Genomic DNA, 19,008 nt, shown 5'->3' with positions numbered 1-19,008 from the left:
TTCCATTTTTTAAATTTGTTAGTTTCCCGAAGGAAACCAAATCCGGTATCGCCCGCTTAGCGCCAGCATCGCGAACAGATACAAACAATTGTCGTAATAGCGGCGGTCTCCCGTTCTTACGGATGTTTCCCACAGAAGCCTGACGTTGTCCTCGGCATGCGGTCCGTCCGCGGCAAGCGAAGCTGCGGCATTGGAGGCCAGCAAGCCGACGGGATGCAACGCCTTCTCCTCGAAAGGTTCTCCGTTAATCCGGTACCTGCGGTAATCCTCCGGCCGTTTGCCTGCGAAGAAGGATTGTATGCGATTTGCAAGACTCCGCTGCCTCCCGTCCTTCCGAAACCACTCCCAGTCCAAGCCGATATTCGCCGCGACGCGGTAAGCATCGCTAAAAAAATGTCCATAGCCGCGAGTATCGTTCGGCGTTCCGTCATAATAGGCATACTCCGGCGTCAGTCCCGTCTCGGGATGACTCGCAAGCTGGATATAATCCCGGCTTGCCGAAGCAGCCTCTTCCCAGAAGCTTCGGTCTTCGGGGTAAGCCCATAACGCGAACAGCTCGTAAAAGTGGGGCAAATGATAGGACGGATCCGAGAACTCGACCTCCGGCACGAACTTGATCAGCTTGTTGTCTTGGTTCCACATCGGATACCCGATTCCGTCCTCGCCTTGATGGATGCATGTGCGCAACAGATCGCGAGCCTGCTTGCCATAATCATAAGGCGCTTCGCCATCCCCCCATCGGTGGGAAGCAAACAGCAGCGCCAAGGCGAAATATTCCTCCCCGTCAGGCGCCGGCCCGTTCGACAAACGCGTCCCGTCGGGCTTGCACGACCAAGCGAAATACCCCTTGTGGACCCCTTCCTTCATATACATAAAGGAATACGTCCAATTCCATATTCGGTCAAACAAATCCTTGCGTCCGTATTGCACCGCCATCATCATCCCGTATGACATGCCTTCCGAGCGGACGTCCAGATTGCCCGTGTCCAGCAAATAGCCTTGCGTCTCGCCCATGGGGTAATAAATACGCGTCTCTTCGTTATCGCCGAACAACGCTTCCCAGACATCCGCAAGCCTGTTCTCAATCTCATTCGGCCCATAACCGCATTCATCGAACAAATTGCGGTATTTCCCCGTGTAATAAGCGCCTTGTCCCTCAGTCATTCTGTAGTTCCTCCTGTTCGCAGCAGCTGGATTCCGCTTGCAGCCTCATAACCTCTTCAGCCTTTCACGCCGCCCACCATCATGCCTTTTACAAAGTACTTCTGCAGAAACGGATATACCATGATGATCGGCAGCGAAGCCACGATCGTCATCGTCGCGCGGATGGAAAACGGCGTAACGCCTGATCCGTGCTGACCCGCGTTGGCGAACGCGTCGCTTGCCGACTTCGACGTCATCGATGCATTGGAATTTTGCAATATTTTTTGCAGTTCATATTGCAAGGTGCTTAGCTCGATATTGGACGAATTATATAGAAAGACGTCGAACCATTGATTCCATTGATAGACGCCGCTAAAGAGCGCAACGGTTGCCAGCACGGGAGTGCTAAGCGGCAGCACAATGCTGAAGAAGTTGCGGTACTCGCCCGCTCCGTCGATGCGAGCCGATTCCAGAATGCTCTCCGGCAGGCCCTCGATAAAGGATCGAATGATGATAAGATTGAATACGCCGATCAAGCCGGGGAAGATATAGACCCAGAAGCTGTCGATCAGTCCCAGATCCCGGATAAGCAAGAAATTCGGAATAAGACCGCCGTTGATATACATGGTAAGTATGAAAGCGACCGTCACGAATTTCCGAAGCACGAATTCCTGTCTGCTTACGGTATACGCCACCATCGCGGAACAGAATACCGTCAACACGGTGCCGATGACGGTGCGCAATACGGAGATCATCGTGGCGTGGAAGATCGTCGCTTCGCCCAGCACGTATTTGTAATTTTCCAGCGTCCAGATCCGGGGCAGCATATAGATGCCTCCGCGAATAGAATCGTTTGCGTTGTTCAGCGATACGGCCAGCGTATTTAGAAACGGGTACAAGGTCACGACCATCAGCAGCGTAAGAAAGATGAAGTTGCCGTATTCGAACAATCGGTCGCCCATCGACATCGGCCTTCTGCTCCGTTTTTTGAACCTCTTGATTGTCATTCCGGCCATCCGGCTCCCTCCTTCTAATACAATCTGGCTTCGCCAAGCCGCTTTGCGATGTTGTTCGCAGCGAACAACAGGATAAAGCTGACGATCGTCTTAAACATTCCCGCCGCGATGGAGAGCGAGAAGTTGCTTTGCGCGATGCCGTATTTCAATACGAATATATCAAGATTTTCCGAGTAGTCGACATTCATTCCGTTGCCCAGCAAATATTGCGGCTCGAACCCGGATTCCATCAGATAGCCGATATTCATAATAAGCAAGACGACGATGACGGGCTTGATGCCCGGAAGCGTCACATGCCACATCCGCTTGAAGCGGCCCGCACCGTCCATCTCCGCCGCCTCGTATTGGGCGGGATCGATCATCGTCATCGCGGCTAGATAGACGATCGTATTCCAGCCGACGTCCTTCCACACCGTCCCGGCGCCGAAGATGCTCCAGAAATATTCCGGAATGCCGAGAAACAATATTTCTTCCTTGATCCAGCCTGCCTTCATCAGCAGCTCGTTAATGATGCCGTCCGGCGATAAGGTTGTCTGGATGATGCCGGCCGCGACCACCCACGAGATAAAGTGCGGCAAGTAACTTACGGTTTGTACAAGCCGCTTAAAGGCGACTTGCCTCAGCTCGTTTAACAGCAGCGCAAGTATAATGGCGGTGGCGAATCCCAACACCAGGTTGATGCCGCTCATCGCGAGCGTGTTGCGAAGGACGCGAAGAAAACGTTCGTCTTCGAACAGAAAACGGAAATGCTGGAGCCCAACCCATTCCTGATCCCAAAAACCGAGCGCCGGCTTGTACTTCTGAAATGCGATCGTCCATCCCCATATCGGTACGTATTTGAAGATAAACAACCAGATCAGAAACGGGACGGACATCATAACAAGCGGATGTTGCCTTCCTAACTTTATAAAAAACGATTTGAACCCATTCGGCGCTTTGCCCGGCACCGCACCGGACGCCAAGCCCGCTGCGTGTTTCTCCATCCTGTATCTCTCCTTCCGGCTTGCATGGTGTTCGGACGCGCGAGAGGCCGAGCCTGCGCGGCAAGCGCCAAGCCGGCCTCTCCATGCATCGCGGCCCAAATATCTCGGGTTAGGTTACTTGGCGGCTTCGATCAGCTTTTTCACTTCAGCCGTGACGAACCCTTCGTATTCGGCCGTATCGAGCTTGCCGAATTCGCCCAAATATTCGTTCCAAATCCCTTCGAACTCGGCAGGCTTCGCGAGAACAAGCTTAGGGAAATACTTTTTGGTCAACTCAGTTTTCTTTGTTTCATAAATCTGCGGTGCGGAGCCCTGTTCCTTCGGAATGCCCCATGCCGGAAACCATGGACGGTCGTCCGGAGCGGCGAACATTTCCGCATATGTCTGAGCGCCGTATTTCTCCAAAATGGCTTTATCTTCATCGGTGAGGCTCATCTGGAACACTTCAGGCTGCAGACCTGGCGCAAATGCATTGCCGTTCGCGAGCGTGGAGTTCGTACCGTATTGCGGCCAGTTCCAATCGTAGTACTTGAAGCCGAATTTCTCGCGGAACGCTTCATCGATTTTTTTGATCTGCTCTGCGGTACGGTAGTATCTTCCGTTGGCGTCTATCTCATAGGTTTCGCCTTGAATCCCCCAGCTTTTCAACGTCTGGTTTTCTTCCGTAAGCAGATTATCAAGATATTGGATGATTCGTTCAGGATCCTTTGCGCTGACCGTAATACCCATGCCGCGGTTTTTTACGAAGCCAGGCGGATCCAGGTATTGATCCTTCTGCCCGTCGAAGGTAACCGGCAGCGGGAAGTACACAAAGTCGTCTTTGGCCGGATCCGCTTTGGCGGCATCCTTGAGCACGTTCTGAGCGTTGCCGATCTGCCAGCCGTAATCAAAAAATCCAAGCACTTTGCCCGAGGACAGCTTCGCCAGGTATTGGTCGTAATTGTCGACGAAGGAAGCTTTGTCGAACAAACCTTCCGCATTTAATTTGTTCAGCTCGGAGAGCCAGGTTTTCGTTGCGTCCGTCGCGGAATAGGTTTTGGCCTCGAACGTGTTCATGTCCACGATGACTTCGCCGTCATTGGGGTACCCTTGCAGATGCATCGGCGGGTTGGACGTTGCAAAAAATCTCCAGTCGTGCGTCAGCGATACGAATCCCGTCAAATCCTCTCCGCTATGCTTGGACGCGTAATCGCGAATCAAATTAAAGTATTCGTCCAACGTCTTGATCTGCGGGTAACCGGCTTCCTTCAATACCCTGCGCTGCACCCAGAACGCGCCTTGGTTAATGTTGGGATCCGGCACGTATTCGCCGACTACGTTGGAGAAAGGCAGGAAATAAATTTTGCCGTCTTCCGCTTTCATCTGATTAAAGTAAGGTCCGTATACGCGCTTAATGTTCGGTCCGTGCTGCTCGATCAAGTCCGTCAGATCGATAAATGCTCCTGCGCCCAGAACCTCGTCGATCGCGGCATCCGGGATCATGACGTCCGGATATTTGTTGGAGGCAATCATCGTTCCGATTTTGGTATTGAGATCCCCGACCAAGTTTTCGATTTTGAAGTTGACGCCGGTCTGATCCTCCAGCATTTTGCCGATCGTCGTTTCGTTCGTATTAATGTCCTTGGCGGCACCGGCGCCATTGAAGTACGTAAATGTCACCTTATCCAGCGGCTTCTCCGTTTCCGTTGCCTGTCCGCCCGCATTGTTTGCCGGCGCTTTGGTCGGTTCCGACTTCGAATTGCCGTCCGAACAAGCCGATGCGACGAGCGAGGTTAACGTAAGTACGCTTACTGCCGATACGAGAAATCGTTTCTTCATCGTGTTGCCCCCTGTACGAATATTTGAAAGCACTTTCATTGTAACTTCGAAGGGGAGCGTTGATGACCCCCATAACTTTAGTTCCTACTATAAAAATCTTAGAAATTTTCGGTGCTGAAAACCGAACTTTTTGAACTTGCACTTAGAGGTTCATTTTTCGTGCTACCGGAATACCGATTCGCACGGATGTTCCATGCCCGGCTTCGCTGTCCATGTTGAACTGGAACTCTTGGCCGTAGATGAGCTTAAGCCGATAAATAACATTTTGAACGCCGATTCGCTCGCCAAGCTCCTCCTCCTCCGCCAGATAGGAGCGTATTTTGTCCATCTGCTCTGGAGGCATGCCGCCGCCGTTGTCCTGGATGGAGAAGTGCACCATCCCCTCTTCCGAATGAATGCGAAGATCGATATGGCCGCCTTTTTTCACTTGCTCTACGCCATGAATGCAGGCATTTTCGACGAACGGCAAATAAATAAATTTGGGGATAAGCAGCTCTCCGGCAGCTGGGTCAACGTCAAAATCGAAGGTCAGGCGATCGCCGAACCTGTATTGTTGAATTTCCAGGAAGCAATTGACGAACTCCAGCTCCTCTCTGACCGTAACCATATCGCGCTTCCACGTTAAGGCGCTGCGGAACAGCTTGGCCATGTTATGAATGATTTTAGCCGTTTCCGTTTCTTTTTTGATGACGCTCCGCATTCGGATCGTCTCCAGCGCATTAAACAGGAAATGCGGGTTGATCTGGCTCTGCAGCGCGTTCAGCTGCGCCTTTCGCCGCTCCAGCTCCAGGCTCTTCTGCCGGATGTCGGCGACGTATACGTCGTTGATCAGACTCCGGATCTGCAGCGTCATCCGATTGAATTCGCCCGTCAACTGGCCAATCTCGTCGTTGCTCTCCTCCTGATGCATCGTATCGAAGTGCTGATTTTTTACCCGCTTCATATAACGGAGAATATTGCCCAGCCTGGCCGTAATGGATCTGGCAATCCAGCCGATAATGAGAGTAGGCACGATTAGATTGATGCCGGACATCCAATAAACGAACTCCCGGGACTTGCGCAGCTCGCTGAAGATGTCCTTCTCCGACACGACCGCGATCATCTGCCAATCGCCCAGCAGGCTGCCCGCCGGGTAGCTTGTCCGAAGAAGCACCGATTCTGAAGGGAACTGAAGCTGATCAAACGGTTGACGAACGGAGAACCAATCCGCGTCGGTATTGTTGGAGTAGGCTACTTCGCCTTCCCCGTTGACGAGGTAAACGTCTCCCTGCACGTTCAGATTGGAGAAAATCGTATGGATCGAAGACATCTTGAGCTCGATTTTGAGCACCTTCTCCCAATTGTTTAACGAGTCGAAATAATTCATTCTTCTCACCAGACTAAAGGTGTCCACGGCGACGCCTTCGCCGCTGGCAATCAACAGATCCTCGCGCGGCGAACGAACGAAAGCGGTTGCATTCGATGTCGGTCCGCCTAATGCGAGGTACCACTCGCTTTCCTTGATCTCGGGAGACAAATACCCGATACCGCCGGAATGCAGCAGCGTCGGGTTGTCAAGATAGATTTTGATATTCTGCACCGAAGCGTAGATCGGCGTGTAGCTGTTCAATATGCGGCGAAAGTAGGAATCGTAGGCTTCGATATAGTCGGCCGGCCGCTTATATTCGTTCTCCAGCAGCTCGTTCAGCTTGTTGTCGGTAAAAAATCCGGAAGAGACGTTAATCGCGCCGTCCAGCTCCGTCAGCAATTGATTTTTTATTTGCTCCAGCGCCCGGGTCGTATCCTCCAGGTTCTGCCTCTTTACGTTTTCGCTCGTCACTTGATAGAACACGATGTTCGTGATGAGGATGGGCAGAAATACGCAAAAGATGTACACGATCATCATTTTATTGCGAAGCCTGATATGGTGAATGCCGATCTTGTTTCCGTTTAGCCATTTGGCTATCATCGCCATGCTCCTCCTTCTGTTCAGCGCAAGCTGTTGCGATACTCCGTCGGCGTCATGCGTTCGAGCTTCTCGAATTGCGACACGAAGTATTCGGCATTATTGAAGCCGACCCGTTCCGCGATTTCGTAGACGCGAAGATCAGTCAGCCTGAGCAGCCGCTTCGCTTCGCCGACTCTTAGCTGCAGGACGTAGTCGTTGAAATAGGTGCCGTACGTTTTTTTGAAAAGCTGTCCGAGATAGACCGGGTTCATATAATATTTCGCCGCGATCGACTTTAAATTAATGTTCGTGGCAAAGTTCGCATCAATATAACCTTTTATTTTCTGCACGCCGCCTCCCGCCATCTCCTTGCGTTGACGCGCGGCAAGCTGCGAGCATTCCAGCACGAAGCTTTGGATCAGCGACTTGAGCGTCGCCGCCGTTACGTTGCGATCATACCAGGAAATCATCGGTTCCCTGTACGTCATTGTCTCAACATCGGCTTCCATGCCTTCCAGCGTCGACAACGCTTCGGATACGAACCGATGAAGGCTGGTCCTCACTGCCTCCGGTACATAACATCGATCCCGGAACTGCAAGAAGATGTCTTCCACCGCCTGCCGGATCGCCGCTTCGTTATTTTCCTCCATGCCTTCCTTTAGACCTTGGAATAACGTATGATCCATGATCATGTACTGCAGGGGCTTGGAGCGCAGCTCTTCATGCAGGAACACGAGTCTCCTCTCGTCCATGTATTTGTACAACATGGCTTCTCTTGCGCTGATATATGCCTCCTTGAGATCGGAAAGGTGCGTTACCGCATGGCCGACAAACACGCAGACGGGACTTCCGGCCGCCGTTTGCAGTCTGCTCTGAAGCGACTTGGCAAGTCTCTCTATGGTCCAATACTCCGGAAGAGACGCCTCTGCCACGACAACCCCCAATCTCCCCCTATGCTCGTAGGTGTGAAGCGCGGGCATGGAAGGAGCGATCTCCTTCAGCGTTGCAAGCGTGAGCTGCCGCACGTCCAGGACGGATGAGCTGCCCGGGTTTAAAAGAGCTGAATCGCTATCGTTTATTTCCACAAACATATAGTATAGGTGACCGACTTTCGGAAGCTCCATCGACGCTCGCCACTGTTCGGCTTCTTCCACGGAACACTCCCCTTTGATTAAAGCTGCGATTCGTTCGCTGCCGAGCCGATGCTGCTGCTGGTTAGCGACGGCGGCTTCCAGTTCCAGCTTTTCCTTTAGTTCGAGCAGCGTCGCTTCCATGACCGTCTCGTCGATGGGCTTAAGAATGAAATCGCATACGCCGTATTTGACGGCTTGCTGGGCGTATTTGAATTCATCGTAACCGCTTACAATAATAAACTTCGTCGGCAGTTGATGGACTTGCACCGCTTTCTGAACGAGGGCGAGCCCGTCCATGACTGGCATGCGGATATCCGTAATGACCAGATCCGGCGGATCCTGAACAATCATCTCTAGAGCATCCTCTCCATTATCGGATTCGCCGCATACGGTAAACCCGCATTTCTCCCAACCGATCAGCTCGATCAACCCTTGCCTGAAGTACGCTTCATCATCGACAAGCAGCACGCGAAACATAGATTCAGCCTCCTTTGCATAACTCTTGCATATTGCCAATGCGACTCCCTTCCGCTACCATTGGATATCAGAGAGGAGCTTTTCGACATGACGACGATTAGCGCCGCGCAACGCGGCTTATTTATGACGGTTACTGTCCTGTACTGGACTTCGATGTACATCTATGTTCCTACCCTGTCTCCCTATCTAAAGGACAGCGGCTATTCCCTGCAGTTCATCGGCATCGTGCTCGGCAGCTACGGCTTCGTGCAGATGCTCGTACGTTTCCCGCTGGGCATCCTCTCCGACCGCTGGGGACGCCGCAAGCCATTCATTTTGCTCGGAATGCTGACCGCCATTGCCAGCTGTCTCCTGTTCCTGGTTCCCGGCTCCTGGATGTGGCCCCTGGCAGGTCGTGTCATTGCCGGCGTGTGCGCATCCACTTGGGTCGCCTTTACGGTAATGTATGCAGGTTACTTCGGTAGCGGCGGCACGAGCCGGGCGATGGGCAACATCAGCCTGATGACCGTATCCGGCCAGATGCTGGGCATGCTGCTCAGCGGCTGGTTAAACGACGGCTTCAGCTCTTCCGCGCCTTTCATTTTTGGCGCCGTTGTTGCCGCGGTCGGTCTGGCGCTTGCCTTCCTTCTTCGCGAATCGGACACCGGCGGGCATGGACAAACGGGGATGTCGTTCGTCCAGATCGCCACTGTAGTGCGCAATGCAACATTGCTGCGGGTATCCTTGTTGTCTGTACTGGCTCATGGCGTATTGTTTATCACCATGTTCGGCTTTACCCCGCTCAAAGCGCAAGAATTTGGGGCGACCGGCACGGAGCTGACGATTCTTGTGTTCTCCTTCATGCTTCCGCACGCCGTTGCTTCGTTCAGCAGCCCGGCTTGGCTTGTGCCCCGCTTCGGTTACTGGAGGACGATCGCGGCCGGCTTCATCATCAGCGGCATATGCACCGCGGCAATGGTCATGGCGCCCTCCATCGAATGGCTTTACGCGACGCAAGCCTTAAACGGTCTGGCGCAAGGACTTCACATGCCGCTTTTGCTCGGCATGGCCATTCGCGATGTCGACAAGTCGGGGAGAGCTACAGCCATGGGCTTGTATCAAGCGTTGTACGCCATCGGGATGTTCTCCGGTCCTTTTATGGCCGGCTGGCTGAATGAAAATTGGGGCCTCAACAGCGGCTTCCTGTTCGGCGCATTGCTTGCCGCCGCTGCTTCGGCGCTTGTGTGGCGCTGGTCTTGGGCTGATCGCAGGCGGGGCAGCTTACGCCAGAAGAAGGACTTGCCCTTGAACTAGAATGCGTTGATTATACAACAACACGCCGCGACTCAGCTATTTCTTTTTCCGACAATCAGGAGGTTTAACCATATGCGACCGTTATCGACTTCTCGAAGTTTCACTAGCCATCCGCAAATTCCCGTATCTTCATCGAACAAATCGAATGAGCCGCGGAGCAGGTCTGAAGAACTTGCGACCCGCCCGCAGCTTGTGCTGGATATCGGCGGCGTACTTGCCGCCAACTTCTCGCCGAAGTTCTGGATGCTTGTCTCGGAGGCTGCCGAAGTGGAACATTCAACGCTGTACAAAATTTATAAGCAGGAGATCAGTTCGAAATTGTGGAGAGGGGAACTCCGGGAGGAACAATTTTGGGGATGGCTGCAGGAACAAGCGCCGAAGTTGAGTCTATCGGAAGCGAAGCACATGCTTGCAGGATGTCTGTCGCCGCTTCCGGCACTTCAACGATTGCCGGAGTGGAGCCGGGCGGCGGACTTGCATATTTTAAGCAATCATTTGTTGTCTTGGGTCACGCCTCTGTTGCAGCCAGTTCGAAGTTATTTGACCCATATTGTCATCTCGAGCGAACAAAGATGGAAAAAACCGCAGCGCGAGCTGTTTGCTCACGCCGCGAGTTTATTGCCGTCCCAGTCCAACGTTTTGTTCGTGGACGACAAGCGGGGCAATCTGGATATGGCGGAAACCATGGGATGGGAGGTTGTACTGGCTGATGAAGGCGGCGCATGGATAGAGGAGGCCGATCGCTGGATCCATAATAACTCCGCTAGGGACGTCCCCATTTTCGATTCAGCCAAACCTCGTTAAAGCAGCCCTCCAATAAAATACAAGATGGAACAGCATCCTATCGCCGCGGCCAGCAGCCAGGCATCCGCCCGGCCCGGTTTAAGCTTGAATCCGTACACGGGGTTGCCGCGCGGTCTGTCAAAGCCTCTTGCTTCAAGCGCGCCGGACATCTCTTCCGCTAACCGGAGCATCGCTCGCAGATATGGCATTAACATGCGATGTATTCGCTTGACGGGAATGCCGCCTGAAGCCGTTGTTTCTTTGCCCCTCGCCCGGGCAAGCTTGCCGAACCGGCCCCATTCTCGCATCAGCAAGGGGATAAATCGGAAAATAAGCGTCACTAGCAACGTCAGGGAACCAACGGGAACCTTAAGCTTCGACAGCCAGCCAAACGTCTGGTCCAGCGCTCGCTGCAGCCTAAGAGGCGTCATTAGACCGAGTATAGGCATTCCCAGCACCATGACGAACATGAGCTGAAGAAGCCGGATTGCGGTTGTCTCCACTCGCCCCCACTCCAGAGAGAAAGGCTCGAACGACAGGCCGCCGATCAGAATGAGCACGGCCGACAGAATGGCATATCCTCGAATAACGGGCAGCCAGTGACGGAACAGCGGCCAAAACGGTGCGACTGCTGCTGCGACTACAATTGCGGATAAGGTTAACTGGAGCAGGGAATCTTGCAGAAGTAGAATGGTTGACATCAGCAGATAAGCGAGTACGACCGCCCGCGGATCGAACGTATGCGGTCGTTGCCATGCCGGCCGCGTACATTGGTTCCCTGCTGCCGCTCCCGTTTCTTGGATAACCTTGCGATTATGAATTTCGGTTTGCCGAGCCGTATTCCCATCTTGCTTGGAATTCGTCAGGCGCAGAGCCATGTCGCGAGGCGACTCCCGCATCGTCCGCTCATTCGTTGTCGCTGCACGGACGATCCCTCCCTCCACGACCAGCACGTCGTCCGCCAGCGGGAGAAATGTATCCAGATCGTGAGTCACTACGATCACTCCGCGACCTTGGGATCGATAGGTTCTCAGAAGCTCGCATAGGATGGCCCTGCCGCCTGCGTCCAGACCAGCCGTCGGTTCATCCAGAAGAAGCCAATCCGGCTCGCAGGCAAGAAGACAAGCAAGCGCAAGCCTGCGCTGCTGCCCGCCGCTTAATGTCCACGGATCCCGCTCCAGCAGGTCGGGTGCCAAACCCGCCGCTTCCAATGCCCCATGTATCTTTCGATCTTTCTCAGACTCATCGTAAGCGCCATATGGTTTCAAGGAATAAACGAATTCCTCTCGAACGTTCGATGCGAACCATTGGGATTCCGATTGCTGCATGGAGATTCCGAATCGAAGCAGCGCCTCGCGGTTAAGCGGCTGCCTGCGCTTAGGCAGCCACAACGCTTGACCGCCCAGACGAATATCGCCGCTTGCCGGCTTGCGCAGGCCTGCGATTGTCTCGAGCAGCGTCGACTTGCCCGCTCCGTTGGCGCCGATGATCAGCGTAATTTGACCGGCATGAAATTCGGCATCCACATCATGCAGCAATGGAGTTGCGCGGTCATCCGCCAAAACAGATACGCGCCTAAGCGTCCAATTATCGGTCACCTGCTGCCCACCGCCCCTTGGAGCTTCTCCAGATACAAAGGGATGTCCGACGCGGGAACGCCCAATACTTCCAGCTCCCAGCCGACCTGAACGGAATATGGAGGCTCGAATCCATACCTTTCCGATGGACTGTCGCATGCGCCGGGGCCGCTTCTCCGGAACAATCCGAGGCCTGTGCCTTCGTATGCCATTTCGCCGCCCGCCATGACCCAGACGGTATCGCTCCCTTCCAGCTCCTCCAGCTTCTGCGTGATCCATAACACAGTCATTCCGGCCTTATGCAGATGCCGAACCTGCTTATACACTTCACGGGACATATCCGGATCCAGCATGGACGTTATTTCATCCAAAATAATAAAGTTAGGCGAGGCAGCCAAACAACCCGCGATCGCGGTTAATTGCTTCTGGCCGCCGGATAAAGTATCAATCGCCTGCTGCATTCTGCCGTCTAGCCCCAGCCTCTTTAGCGCATCCTCAGTTGCTTCGGGTATTCGGACGCCCACCACGGTACCCCATTGCTCCATCATAATGACTACGTCTTCCCATGGCGTTGCTCCGACCAGACCAGCGTCAGGATGCTGCAGCACGATCGGCGTCGAAGGTCCTGTCTTGGCGCTTTTCTCCAGACGCCCCGATACACCCGTAAGAGGCATGCCGGCGATAATCTTGGCAAGCGTGCTTTTCCCGCTTCCATTGCCGCCGATTGCCGTAATCCACTCTCCTTGCTTGATGGTGAAGTTCACCGATTGGAGAATCGCGATTCGATCTCTGCCATTAGGCGATATCGCAGACAAGCTCATATTCGTTCCACGGACGATGATCTCCGCTCCCAAAAAAAATCACCCCGACCTCTTCACAATGTTGGAACGCTGTGATAGAATTCAAATCGTTAACCACAATTCATGATAAATGGTTAACAATAAAGTTGCAACTACATAAAATGCATAAAGGAGCTATATGATGAAAAATGTAATCTCTATTCGCAGCTTAGTGTTCACAGCTCTCTTTTCCGCCTTGTTTATCGTTCTAAGCTTGCAACAGATGAAGCTGACGTTGACGCCTATCCCCATCACGCTGCAGACCTTCGCCGTCATTCTTGCCGGCTTGTTTCTGAAGCCGAAGCAAGCGTTTGCCAGTATTCTTGCCGTCATCGCGTTGACTGCAACAGGATTGCCTCTCATCGGGGGCAAAGGCGGTTTATCGCTGTTATTGGGGCCAACCGGCGGCTTTATCTTCGCCTTTCCGTTCTGCGCCATGTTCATTAGTCTGGTGGTCGGCAAAATGCTGGAAAACGAGAAACTGATGCGGAACAAGGCTGTCGCGGCTATCGTGCTTTTCGTTATTATGGAAGGCTTGAGCTCCTTGCTTACCTATGTTCTCGGTATTCCTTGGATGATGAAGGTCCTCGATTTCACGCTTAATGAAGCATTGGTCGCTGGTTTCTATCCGTTTATTTTAGGAGATGCCATCAAGTCCGCGCTTGGCGTGGCGGTCGCAATTGGACTTGCATCGCTCATTTTACGAATTCGCAGCAGCTCGGTTGGCGCACCGTCTGCCAGTCATCGCGAAACGATGATTATTAGGTAAAAAAATGGCGGTGCAGGGAGATCCCCCAGCACCGCCATTCGTATGAAAAATACAACTTAGTCGCTGCAAGTCTCCGGATCTTCTTCCGGTGTTACGTCTTCCATATTGATACGCTCGGAGACCGTGTCGCGAATGACCGTAACGACAAGTTGAAGCAAGTAGTTGATGTCGGATTGGCTTTGCTGAAATTGGGCGACGATCGGAATGCCATCCAGCTCATCCTGCAGCGTTTCCATTTCCGCTTCGATTTTTTTGACCATGTCGGGATTTTTAAACGTTTTTTCGAAGGCCACGACTTCCTTCTGTTTTTTCTTGATCTGACCGATCAAAGATTTAACGCGTTCATTATCGTTAATTTGCTGCTCTGCCTTCCGATACTGCTGAACCTCGGCGGAATTGAAGATAACCTCCGCCAGTTCCTTCGTCTTCGCCATAATATCTTCCTTCACGATCAGGTCGCGCGTATGGTACGATGGAATATCCGTCGTGCCGCCAACGTGGCTGCATGCCACTCCGTTCTCGTGAGTATGTCCGCCTTGTACTCCCATCAGTAATCTCTCCTCGATTTACGTTAACTAACGGCTTCTTTCGAAGCCGAATGGACAGGCTCTGCTTTGATATACCAGGTTTGCGCTTCGACGACGCGCGCCTGAACGAACGTTCCGATCCACGACTTGGGCCCTTCCAGATGGACGAGCTTATTTGTGCGGGTGCGTCCGGATAATACGTTTGGATTGTTTTTGCTTTCGCCCTCGACAAGCACTTCAATGATTTCGCCTATCAACTCTTCATGCTTCTTGCGGCCAATTTCCGCGATTAAAGCATTCAGCCGCTGAAGCCGCTGCTTCTTGACTTCCATTGGCACATTGTCTTCCATGGCGGCGGCAGGCGTTCCTTCGCGAGGCGAGTAGATAAACGTATACGCCGATTCGAAGCGAACCTGCCGCACCAGCGACATCGTCTCCTCGAACTGCTCCTCCGTCTCGCCCGGGAAACCGACAATAATATCGGATGTCAGTACCGCGTCGGGAATAACATTTTTGATCTTCGCTACGAGCTCCAAAAATCTCTCTCTCGTATATTTGCGGCTCATTTTCTTTAGAACTTCCGTACTGCCTGACTGAACGGGTAGATGAATATGCTCCACTAGATTGCCGCGCTTTGCCAACACATCGACGAGATGATCGTCGAAATCGCGCGGATGGCTGGTCATAAACCGAATCCGAGGGATATCGATGGTTCGAATCTCGTCCAGCAGGTGACCGAAACGATATTCGATATCCTCGAAGTCCTTGCCGTACGCATTTACGTTTTGACCGAGCAGAGTGATCTCCTTATAGCCCTGCCGCGCCAACTCGCGCACTTCGGCAATGACGTCCTCGGGTCTGCGGCTCCGCTCTTTGCCGCGAGTATACGGCACGATACAATAAGTGCAAAATTTGTCGCAGCCGTACATAATGTTGACCCATGCCCGAAGCCCTTCCCGTTTCTTGGGCATGTTCTCGATAATGTCGCCTTCCTTGGACCATACCTCGACTACAAGCTCCTTGCTAAAATAAGCGGATTGCAGCAATTGCGGCAGCCGGTGAATATTATGCGTGCCAAAGATCATATCGACGAACGAATGTTTCTGCAATATCCGCCCGACGACCGACTCCTCCTGCGCCATGCAGCCGCATACGCCGAGCAGCAGTCCGGGTTTTTCCTTCTTGAGTATCTTTAAATGTCCGAGTTCGCCAAACACCTTGTCCTCTGCATTTTCGCGAATGGCGCAAGTATTAAGTAAAATGACGTCGGCTAACGTCCGATCCTCGGTTGGCGCATATCCCATGGACTCAAACATGCCTCGCATGACCTCGGTATCATGTTCGTTCATCTGACAGCCGTAAGTCTGAATGAGGTAATGTTTGCCGACGCCCATCGTTCTAAGCTCTTCCGGTATAGAGAAGTCGTAATGGACCTTAATGTCTTCTTTGCCGCGTTTCTTCTCATCCGTATGGGATGGCGCCGCGTTAAGCTGAATGTTGCGACCCTTGATCCGGATGGTCGTTACGCCGTCATCTTCTCCTATAATCTTGGCATCGGAGAAATCAAAGTACTTGGAGTAATCCTTAGTCGTCACTATGCACACACATCCCTGTTCGATAATGTCTCCTTGGGCGGTGAATCAATACAAACATTGAAACATCAATGTATGATTATACCATAATCGCTTGCCGGAATCTATGATTACGTGGATCGTTCTCTTCCGTTCTTATGGAATAACGGCATTACAAACGAGTCTACAAATTCAGAGACGATCCTGTCGGACGTATATCCTTTAGTGAAAGCCAGATGCTTGCACGTATGCGGCGATAACACCGAGATGTAAGAATGAGAGATAAAATCGGCGTGAATGTAACGCGGATCGGATTCGTCGGCGCCTTCCTTCAACAAGGCAGCAAAAACTCCATGTAGGAACCGATATGGCGGCGACTGTACGAAATCTTCTCCCGTCTTGACGCCTTCATGAATCATCTGTGACTGAATAATCCCCATCCACTTCCACTTATTCTCCAGGAACCGAACGATATAAGCGACGACTTCCCGAATTTTCGCGCAAGGAGACTCCGCCGCATGCTCTTGCAAATATGCGCCTATATCCTTGCTGAACTTCTCGAATTGATCGTGCATCATAGCCATGCATAGATCGGCTTTGTTGGAATATCGGCGATACAACGTTCCCTGTCCGATACCAGCGCATTTGGCGATCTGATGCATGCTGACGGTTTCGATTCCTTGCTCCAGAAAGAGCCTGGAAGCCGCATCCAGAATGGCTTGGCTTAGCTCTTCCTTCGATCTCGTATGATCTGATGCAGACATGGCATAGCTCCTTGTTTTCAAAAAAATGCATTGACTTTCGTCTTGCCCATTATATATGATTCTATTTGCGGACAATTGTCCGCTGCATGTGGCTCAATTACATTGTAGCCTTGTCGACATGTAAGGTCAATCCACAAGAAAGAAAGTCAGAGAAAGAGATCCGGATTCGGAGTAGGAGGAATCAGAATGTCAGCAGTAAAAGTAAACACGCCGCCAGGCGAATTGTCGATTCGAGGGATCATGCTTCCTCTGCTCGCTATTATCGTCGGGATGTTCATGGTCATTCTCGACGGCACTGCCATGAATGTAGCGCTAAATCAATTTATGGAGGATTTCGGCAGCAGCTTCTCCCTTGTGCAATGGACCGTTACAGGTTACGCTCTCGCCCAGGCTGCCGTAATTCCGCTAGCCGGCTGGTTGTCCGATCGGTTCGGCGCCAAACGCATTTTCCTCATGTCCATCGTCTTATTTACATTGGGCTCCGCTCTATGCGCCCTCGCGGGTACGGTTGAGCAACTGATCGCTTTCCGCATTATCCAAGGTCTCGGCGGCGGCATGGTTGCGCCTATCGCCATGGCTTTTACTTACAGGCTTAGTCCTCCGGGCAAACAAGGCGCCGTCATGGGCATGATCGGCATTCCCATGCTGCTTGCTCCTGCGCTCGGCCCCGTTGTAGGCGGCTGGCTCGTCGAATACGTCACCTGGCACTGGATCTTCCTCATTAACCTCCCCATCGGCGTTGTAGCCGTTATCGTCGGTCTGCGCACGCTGCCGAATTTGGAGCGGCAAACTGTACCGATGCTGGATACGCTCGGCATGATCTTTGCTCCGCTCGCTTTCGCCGCATTGGCGTACGGCATTAGCTCTGCTGGCGGCGAACATGGCGGCGGCAACGGCTGGACAGCTCCAGAGACACTGATCGGACTTATCGTAGGCGGTATATCCCTGATCATCTTCATCACGGTCGAACTTCGCCGTACTTCGCCGCTGCTCGAGCTTCGCGTCTTCCGTTCCAGCGACTTCACGAGAGGCATCATTCTCCAGTGGATCGTGCAGATCGCGTTGTTCGGCACGTTGTTCCTGTTCCCCGTCTTCCTCATTCAGGCCAAAGGATACAGCGCGTTCGAGACTGGTCTTATTCTTCTGCCGCAAGCGCTCGCTGCCGGACTCTTTATGCCGATCGGCGGTAAGCTATTTGATAAACTCGGCGCGCGTCCCGTCGTATTGTTCGGCCTGTTGCTGATCTCCACCGGCGCATTTCTGCTGTCAGGCATATCGGCGTCGACCACGATCGCGGAAATCATGATTCCTCTGGTTCTGCTCGGAGCAGGCATGGGCTTCTCCATGATGCCGCTGAACACGCATATTATTCAATCGGCACCCAGGCATCTCGTCGGTCGTGTCACATCGCTAACAGCCGCCGCCCAGCAGGTCATCAGCTCCTTCGCCATTGCGGGATTGTCCACGCTTCTGGCTGACAGGAACCAATCGTACGCTTTGACTCACCCGGCCTCCGATGTCGCATATCTTTCCTTCGGGGACGCCTTCTTCTTGCTCGCTTGTATTGGCGTATTCGGCGTTCTTGTTGCGCTGGTCCTTCGTAGACCGAAGCAGCAGCCGAACGAAGAAGGAGAAAGCAAGGGGCCGGAAGTCACCATGATGATGGGCCATTAACGACTTTAGAAAAGGCTGCATGCCGGAATTTTTGCATTCCAGACATGCAGCCTTTTTGGATTTCCCCGGTTAGAACATGCTAGTCGATAATTTCGGCGATATCGCCGTTTCGGACGCCGGCAGCGTTCGCTTCGTCCGTATCGATGTGCATATCAAGCGCGTATTCGGTCGATACCCGAGCAACGACATGCTCGAATACGACGCCTCGTTCTCCGCCTACGCGAACGCGAAGCTGGGCTTTATCCTGTATGCCGAATTTCTCTGCGTCGCTCGTATGGAAGTGGATATGCCGAGCGGCTACGATTACGCCTTCCGCAATCGTTACTTCGCCTGCAGGGCCTTGAATCGTGATGCTCGCGGAGCCCGCGATGTTGCCGGACTCTCGCACCGGAGGATTAACCCCAAGCGCGAATGCGTCCGTGCGAGATACTTCCAATTGCGTAGCTTTGCGCGCGGGTCCCAAAATGCGGACTTTCGGGAACGAGCCCTTCGGTCCCACCACGGCTACCGTTTCGTTTGCTGCATATTGACCGGGCTGCGACAGCGGCTTCATCTCCGTCAACGTGTAACCCGAACCGAATAATAATTCCACATGCTCTTGCGAGAGATGGATATGTCTCGCCGATACGCCTACGGGCACTTCTTTTTTCATGCTATTCACCACTCCGCTATTTATTTATTAATGATTGCCTTCCTGCTATAATCCCAAAATAA

16 protein-coding genes are annotated in these 19,008 nt (G+C 52.8%); 4 read left to right on the top strand and 12 right to left on the bottom strand.

The window, feature by feature from the left end; all coding sequences use genetic code 11:
- Positions 1-18 precede the first annotated feature (18 nt).
- From H7F31_RS19620 to H7F31_RS19595, 6 genes are all read right to left on the bottom strand, one after another.
- Entirely contained in the window at positions 19-1,164 is a 1,146-nt protein-coding gene (locus tag H7F31_RS19620) for a family 8 glycosyl hydrolase (protein WP_187100146.1), read from the bottom strand.
- 56 nt (positions 1,165-1,220) lie between these two features.
- Positions 1,221-2,159, bottom strand: a complete 939-nt coding sequence (locus tag H7F31_RS19615; protein ID WP_187100145.1) for a carbohydrate ABC transporter permease — start codon at positions 2,157-2,159, stop codon at positions 1,221-1,223.
- A gap of 14 nt (positions 2,160-2,173) precedes the next feature.
- Positions 2,174-3,142, bottom strand: coding sequence for an ABC transporter permease (locus tag H7F31_RS19610; protein WP_187100144.1), 969 nt, complete (start codon positions 3,140-3,142; stop codon positions 2,174-2,176).
- Positions 3,143-3,256: 114 nt separating this feature from the next.
- Complete coding sequence (locus H7F31_RS19605; RefSeq protein WP_187100143.1) at positions 3,257-4,960, bottom strand: type 2 periplasmic-binding domain-containing protein; 1,704 nt, start codon at positions 4,958-4,960, stop codon at positions 3,257-3,259.
- A 142-nt stretch (positions 4,961-5,102) separates the two neighbouring features.
- The gene (locus H7F31_RS19600; protein ID WP_187100142.1) at positions 5,103-6,908 is read right to left on the bottom strand and encodes a sensor histidine kinase; all 1,806 of its coding nucleotides are present in this window, start codon (positions 6,906-6,908) and stop codon (positions 5,103-5,105) included.
- Between the two features lie 20 nt (positions 6,909-6,928).
- The gene (locus tag H7F31_RS19595; RefSeq protein ID WP_187100141.1) at positions 6,929-8,497 is read right to left on the bottom strand and encodes a response regulator; all 1,569 of its coding nucleotides are present in this window, start codon (positions 8,495-8,497) and stop codon (positions 6,929-6,931) included.
- An 87-nt stretch (positions 8,498-8,584) separates the two neighbouring features.
- On the opposite strand from H7F31_RS19595, the gene H7F31_RS19590 reads away from it, so the two are divergent.
- Positions 8,585-9,790, top strand: coding sequence for an MFS transporter (locus H7F31_RS19590; RefSeq protein WP_187100140.1), 1,206 nt, complete (start codon positions 8,585-8,587; stop codon positions 9,788-9,790).
- A 72-nt stretch (positions 9,791-9,862) separates the two neighbouring features.
- Complete coding sequence (locus H7F31_RS19585; protein WP_187100139.1) at positions 9,863-10,594, top strand: HAD family hydrolase; 732 nt, start codon at positions 9,863-9,865, stop codon at positions 10,592-10,594.
- Here H7F31_RS19585 and H7F31_RS19580 read toward each other — a convergent pair.
- Together H7F31_RS19580 and H7F31_RS19575 are read right to left on the bottom strand one after the other, a co-directional pair.
- Complete coding sequence (locus tag H7F31_RS19580; RefSeq protein ID WP_187100138.1) at positions 10,591-12,171, bottom strand: ATP-binding cassette domain-containing protein; 1,581 nt, start codon at positions 12,169-12,171, stop codon at positions 10,591-10,593. The two genes, H7F31_RS19585 and H7F31_RS19580, sit on opposite strands and share 4 nt — an antisense overlap.
- Positions 12,168-13,004, bottom strand: a complete 837-nt coding sequence (locus tag H7F31_RS19575) for an ATP-binding cassette domain-containing protein (RefSeq protein ID WP_187100137.1) — start codon at positions 13,002-13,004, stop codon at positions 12,168-12,170. The genes H7F31_RS19580 and H7F31_RS19575 overlap by 4 nt, the downstream gene beginning before the upstream one ends.
- A gap of 127 nt (positions 13,005-13,131) precedes the next feature.
- On the opposite strand from H7F31_RS19575, the gene H7F31_RS19570 reads away from it, so the two are divergent.
- Positions 13,132-13,758, top strand: coding sequence for a biotin transporter BioY (locus H7F31_RS19570; RefSeq protein ID WP_187100136.1), 627 nt, complete (start codon positions 13,132-13,134; stop codon positions 13,756-13,758).
- A gap of 56 nt (positions 13,759-13,814) precedes the next feature.
- Here H7F31_RS19570 and H7F31_RS19565 read toward each other — a convergent pair whose 3' ends face one another.
- From H7F31_RS19565 to H7F31_RS19555, 3 genes are all read right to left on the bottom strand, one after another.
- Positions 13,815-14,306 carry a YlbF/YmcA family competence regulator gene (locus H7F31_RS19565; RefSeq protein ID WP_187100135.1) on the bottom strand — a complete coding sequence of 164 codons (492 nt, stop codon included), beginning with the start codon at positions 14,304-14,306 and terminating at the stop codon, positions 13,815-13,817.
- A gap of 23 nt (positions 14,307-14,329) precedes the next feature.
- Positions 14,330-15,880 (bottom strand): tRNA (N6-isopentenyl adenosine(37)-C2)-methylthiotransferase MiaB, encoded by a 1,551-nt coding sequence (miaB, locus tag H7F31_RS19560; RefSeq protein WP_261800056.1) that lies wholly within the window; start codon positions 15,878-15,880, stop codon positions 14,330-14,332.
- Between the two features lie 107 nt (positions 15,881-15,987).
- Positions 15,988-16,620, bottom strand: coding sequence for a TetR/AcrR family transcriptional regulator (locus tag H7F31_RS19555; protein ID WP_187100134.1), 633 nt, complete (start codon positions 16,618-16,620; stop codon positions 15,988-15,990).
- Positions 16,621-16,806: 186 nt separating this feature from the next.
- On the opposite strand from H7F31_RS19555, the gene H7F31_RS19550 reads away from it, so the two are divergent.
- Positions 16,807-18,294: an MDR family MFS transporter gene (locus H7F31_RS19550; protein WP_187100133.1), complete on the top strand. Its 1,488-nt coding sequence runs from the start codon at positions 16,807-16,809 to the stop codon at positions 18,292-18,294.
- Positions 18,295-18,373: 79 nt separating this feature from the next.
- Here H7F31_RS19550 and pduL read toward each other — a convergent pair whose 3' ends face one another.
- Positions 18,374-18,946 carry a phosphate propanoyltransferase gene (pduL, locus tag H7F31_RS19545; RefSeq protein WP_187100132.1) on the bottom strand — a complete coding sequence of 191 codons (573 nt, stop codon included), beginning with the start codon at positions 18,944-18,946 and terminating at the stop codon, positions 18,374-18,376.
- Positions 18,947-19,008 lie beyond the last annotated feature (62 nt).

The organism is Paenibacillus sp. PAMC21692 (assembly GCF_014303795.1).
Taxonomy (GTDB): domain Bacteria; phylum Bacillota; class Bacilli; order Paenibacillales; family Paenibacillaceae; genus Pristimantibacillus; species Pristimantibacillus agaridevorans.
The sequence above is the reverse complement of the archived record's forward strand: the minus strand, read 5'-3'. Positions and strand labels throughout refer to the sequence as shown.

What these genes read in the sequence shown, in the direction of transcription:
- H7F31_RS19620 (WP_187100146.1), bottom strand. Translation starts at nt 1,164, where the DNA reads ATGACTGAGGGACAAGGCGCTTATTACACGGGGAAATACCGCAATTTG.
- H7F31_RS19615 (WP_187100145.1), bottom strand. Translation starts at nt 2,159, where the DNA reads ATGGCCGGAATGACAATCAAGAGGTTCAAAAAACGGAGCAGAAGGCCG.
- H7F31_RS19610 (WP_187100144.1), bottom strand. Translation starts at nt 3,142, where the DNA reads ATGGAGAAACACGCAGCGGGCTTGGCGTCCGGTGCGGTGCCGGGCAAA.
- H7F31_RS19605 (WP_187100143.1), bottom strand. Translation starts at nt 4,960, where the DNA reads ATGAAGAAACGATTTCTCGTATCGGCAGTAAGCGTACTTACGTTAACC.
- H7F31_RS19600 (WP_187100142.1), bottom strand. Translation starts at nt 6,908, where the DNA reads ATGATAGCCAAATGGCTAAACGGAAACAAGATCGGCATTCACCATATC.
- H7F31_RS19595 (WP_187100141.1), bottom strand. Translation starts at nt 8,497, where the DNA reads ATGTTTCGCGTGCTGCTTGTCGATGATGAAGCGTACTTCAGGCAAGGG.
- H7F31_RS19590 (WP_187100140.1), top strand. Translation starts at nt 8,585, where the DNA reads ATGACGACGATTAGCGCCGCGCAACGCGGCTTATTTATGACGGTTACT.
- H7F31_RS19585 (WP_187100139.1), top strand. Translation starts at nt 9,863, where the DNA reads ATGCGACCGTTATCGACTTCTCGAAGTTTCACTAGCCATCCGCAAATT.
- H7F31_RS19570 (WP_187100136.1), top strand. Translation starts at nt 13,132, where the DNA reads ATGAAAAATGTAATCTCTATTCGCAGCTTAGTGTTCACAGCTCTCTTT.
- H7F31_RS19565 (WP_187100135.1), bottom strand. Translation starts at nt 14,306, where the DNA reads ATGGGAGTACAAGGCGGACATACTCACGAGAACGGAGTGGCATGCAGC.
- H7F31_RS19555 (WP_187100134.1), bottom strand. Translation starts at nt 16,620, where the DNA reads ATGTCTGCATCAGATCATACGAGATCGAAGGAAGAGCTAAGCCAAGCC.
- H7F31_RS19550 (WP_187100133.1), top strand. Translation starts at nt 16,807, where the DNA reads ATGTCAGCAGTAAAAGTAAACACGCCGCCAGGCGAATTGTCGATTCGA.
- pduL (WP_187100132.1), bottom strand. Translation starts at nt 18,946, where the DNA reads ATGAAAAAAGAAGTGCCCGTAGGCGTATCGGCGAGACATATCCATCTC.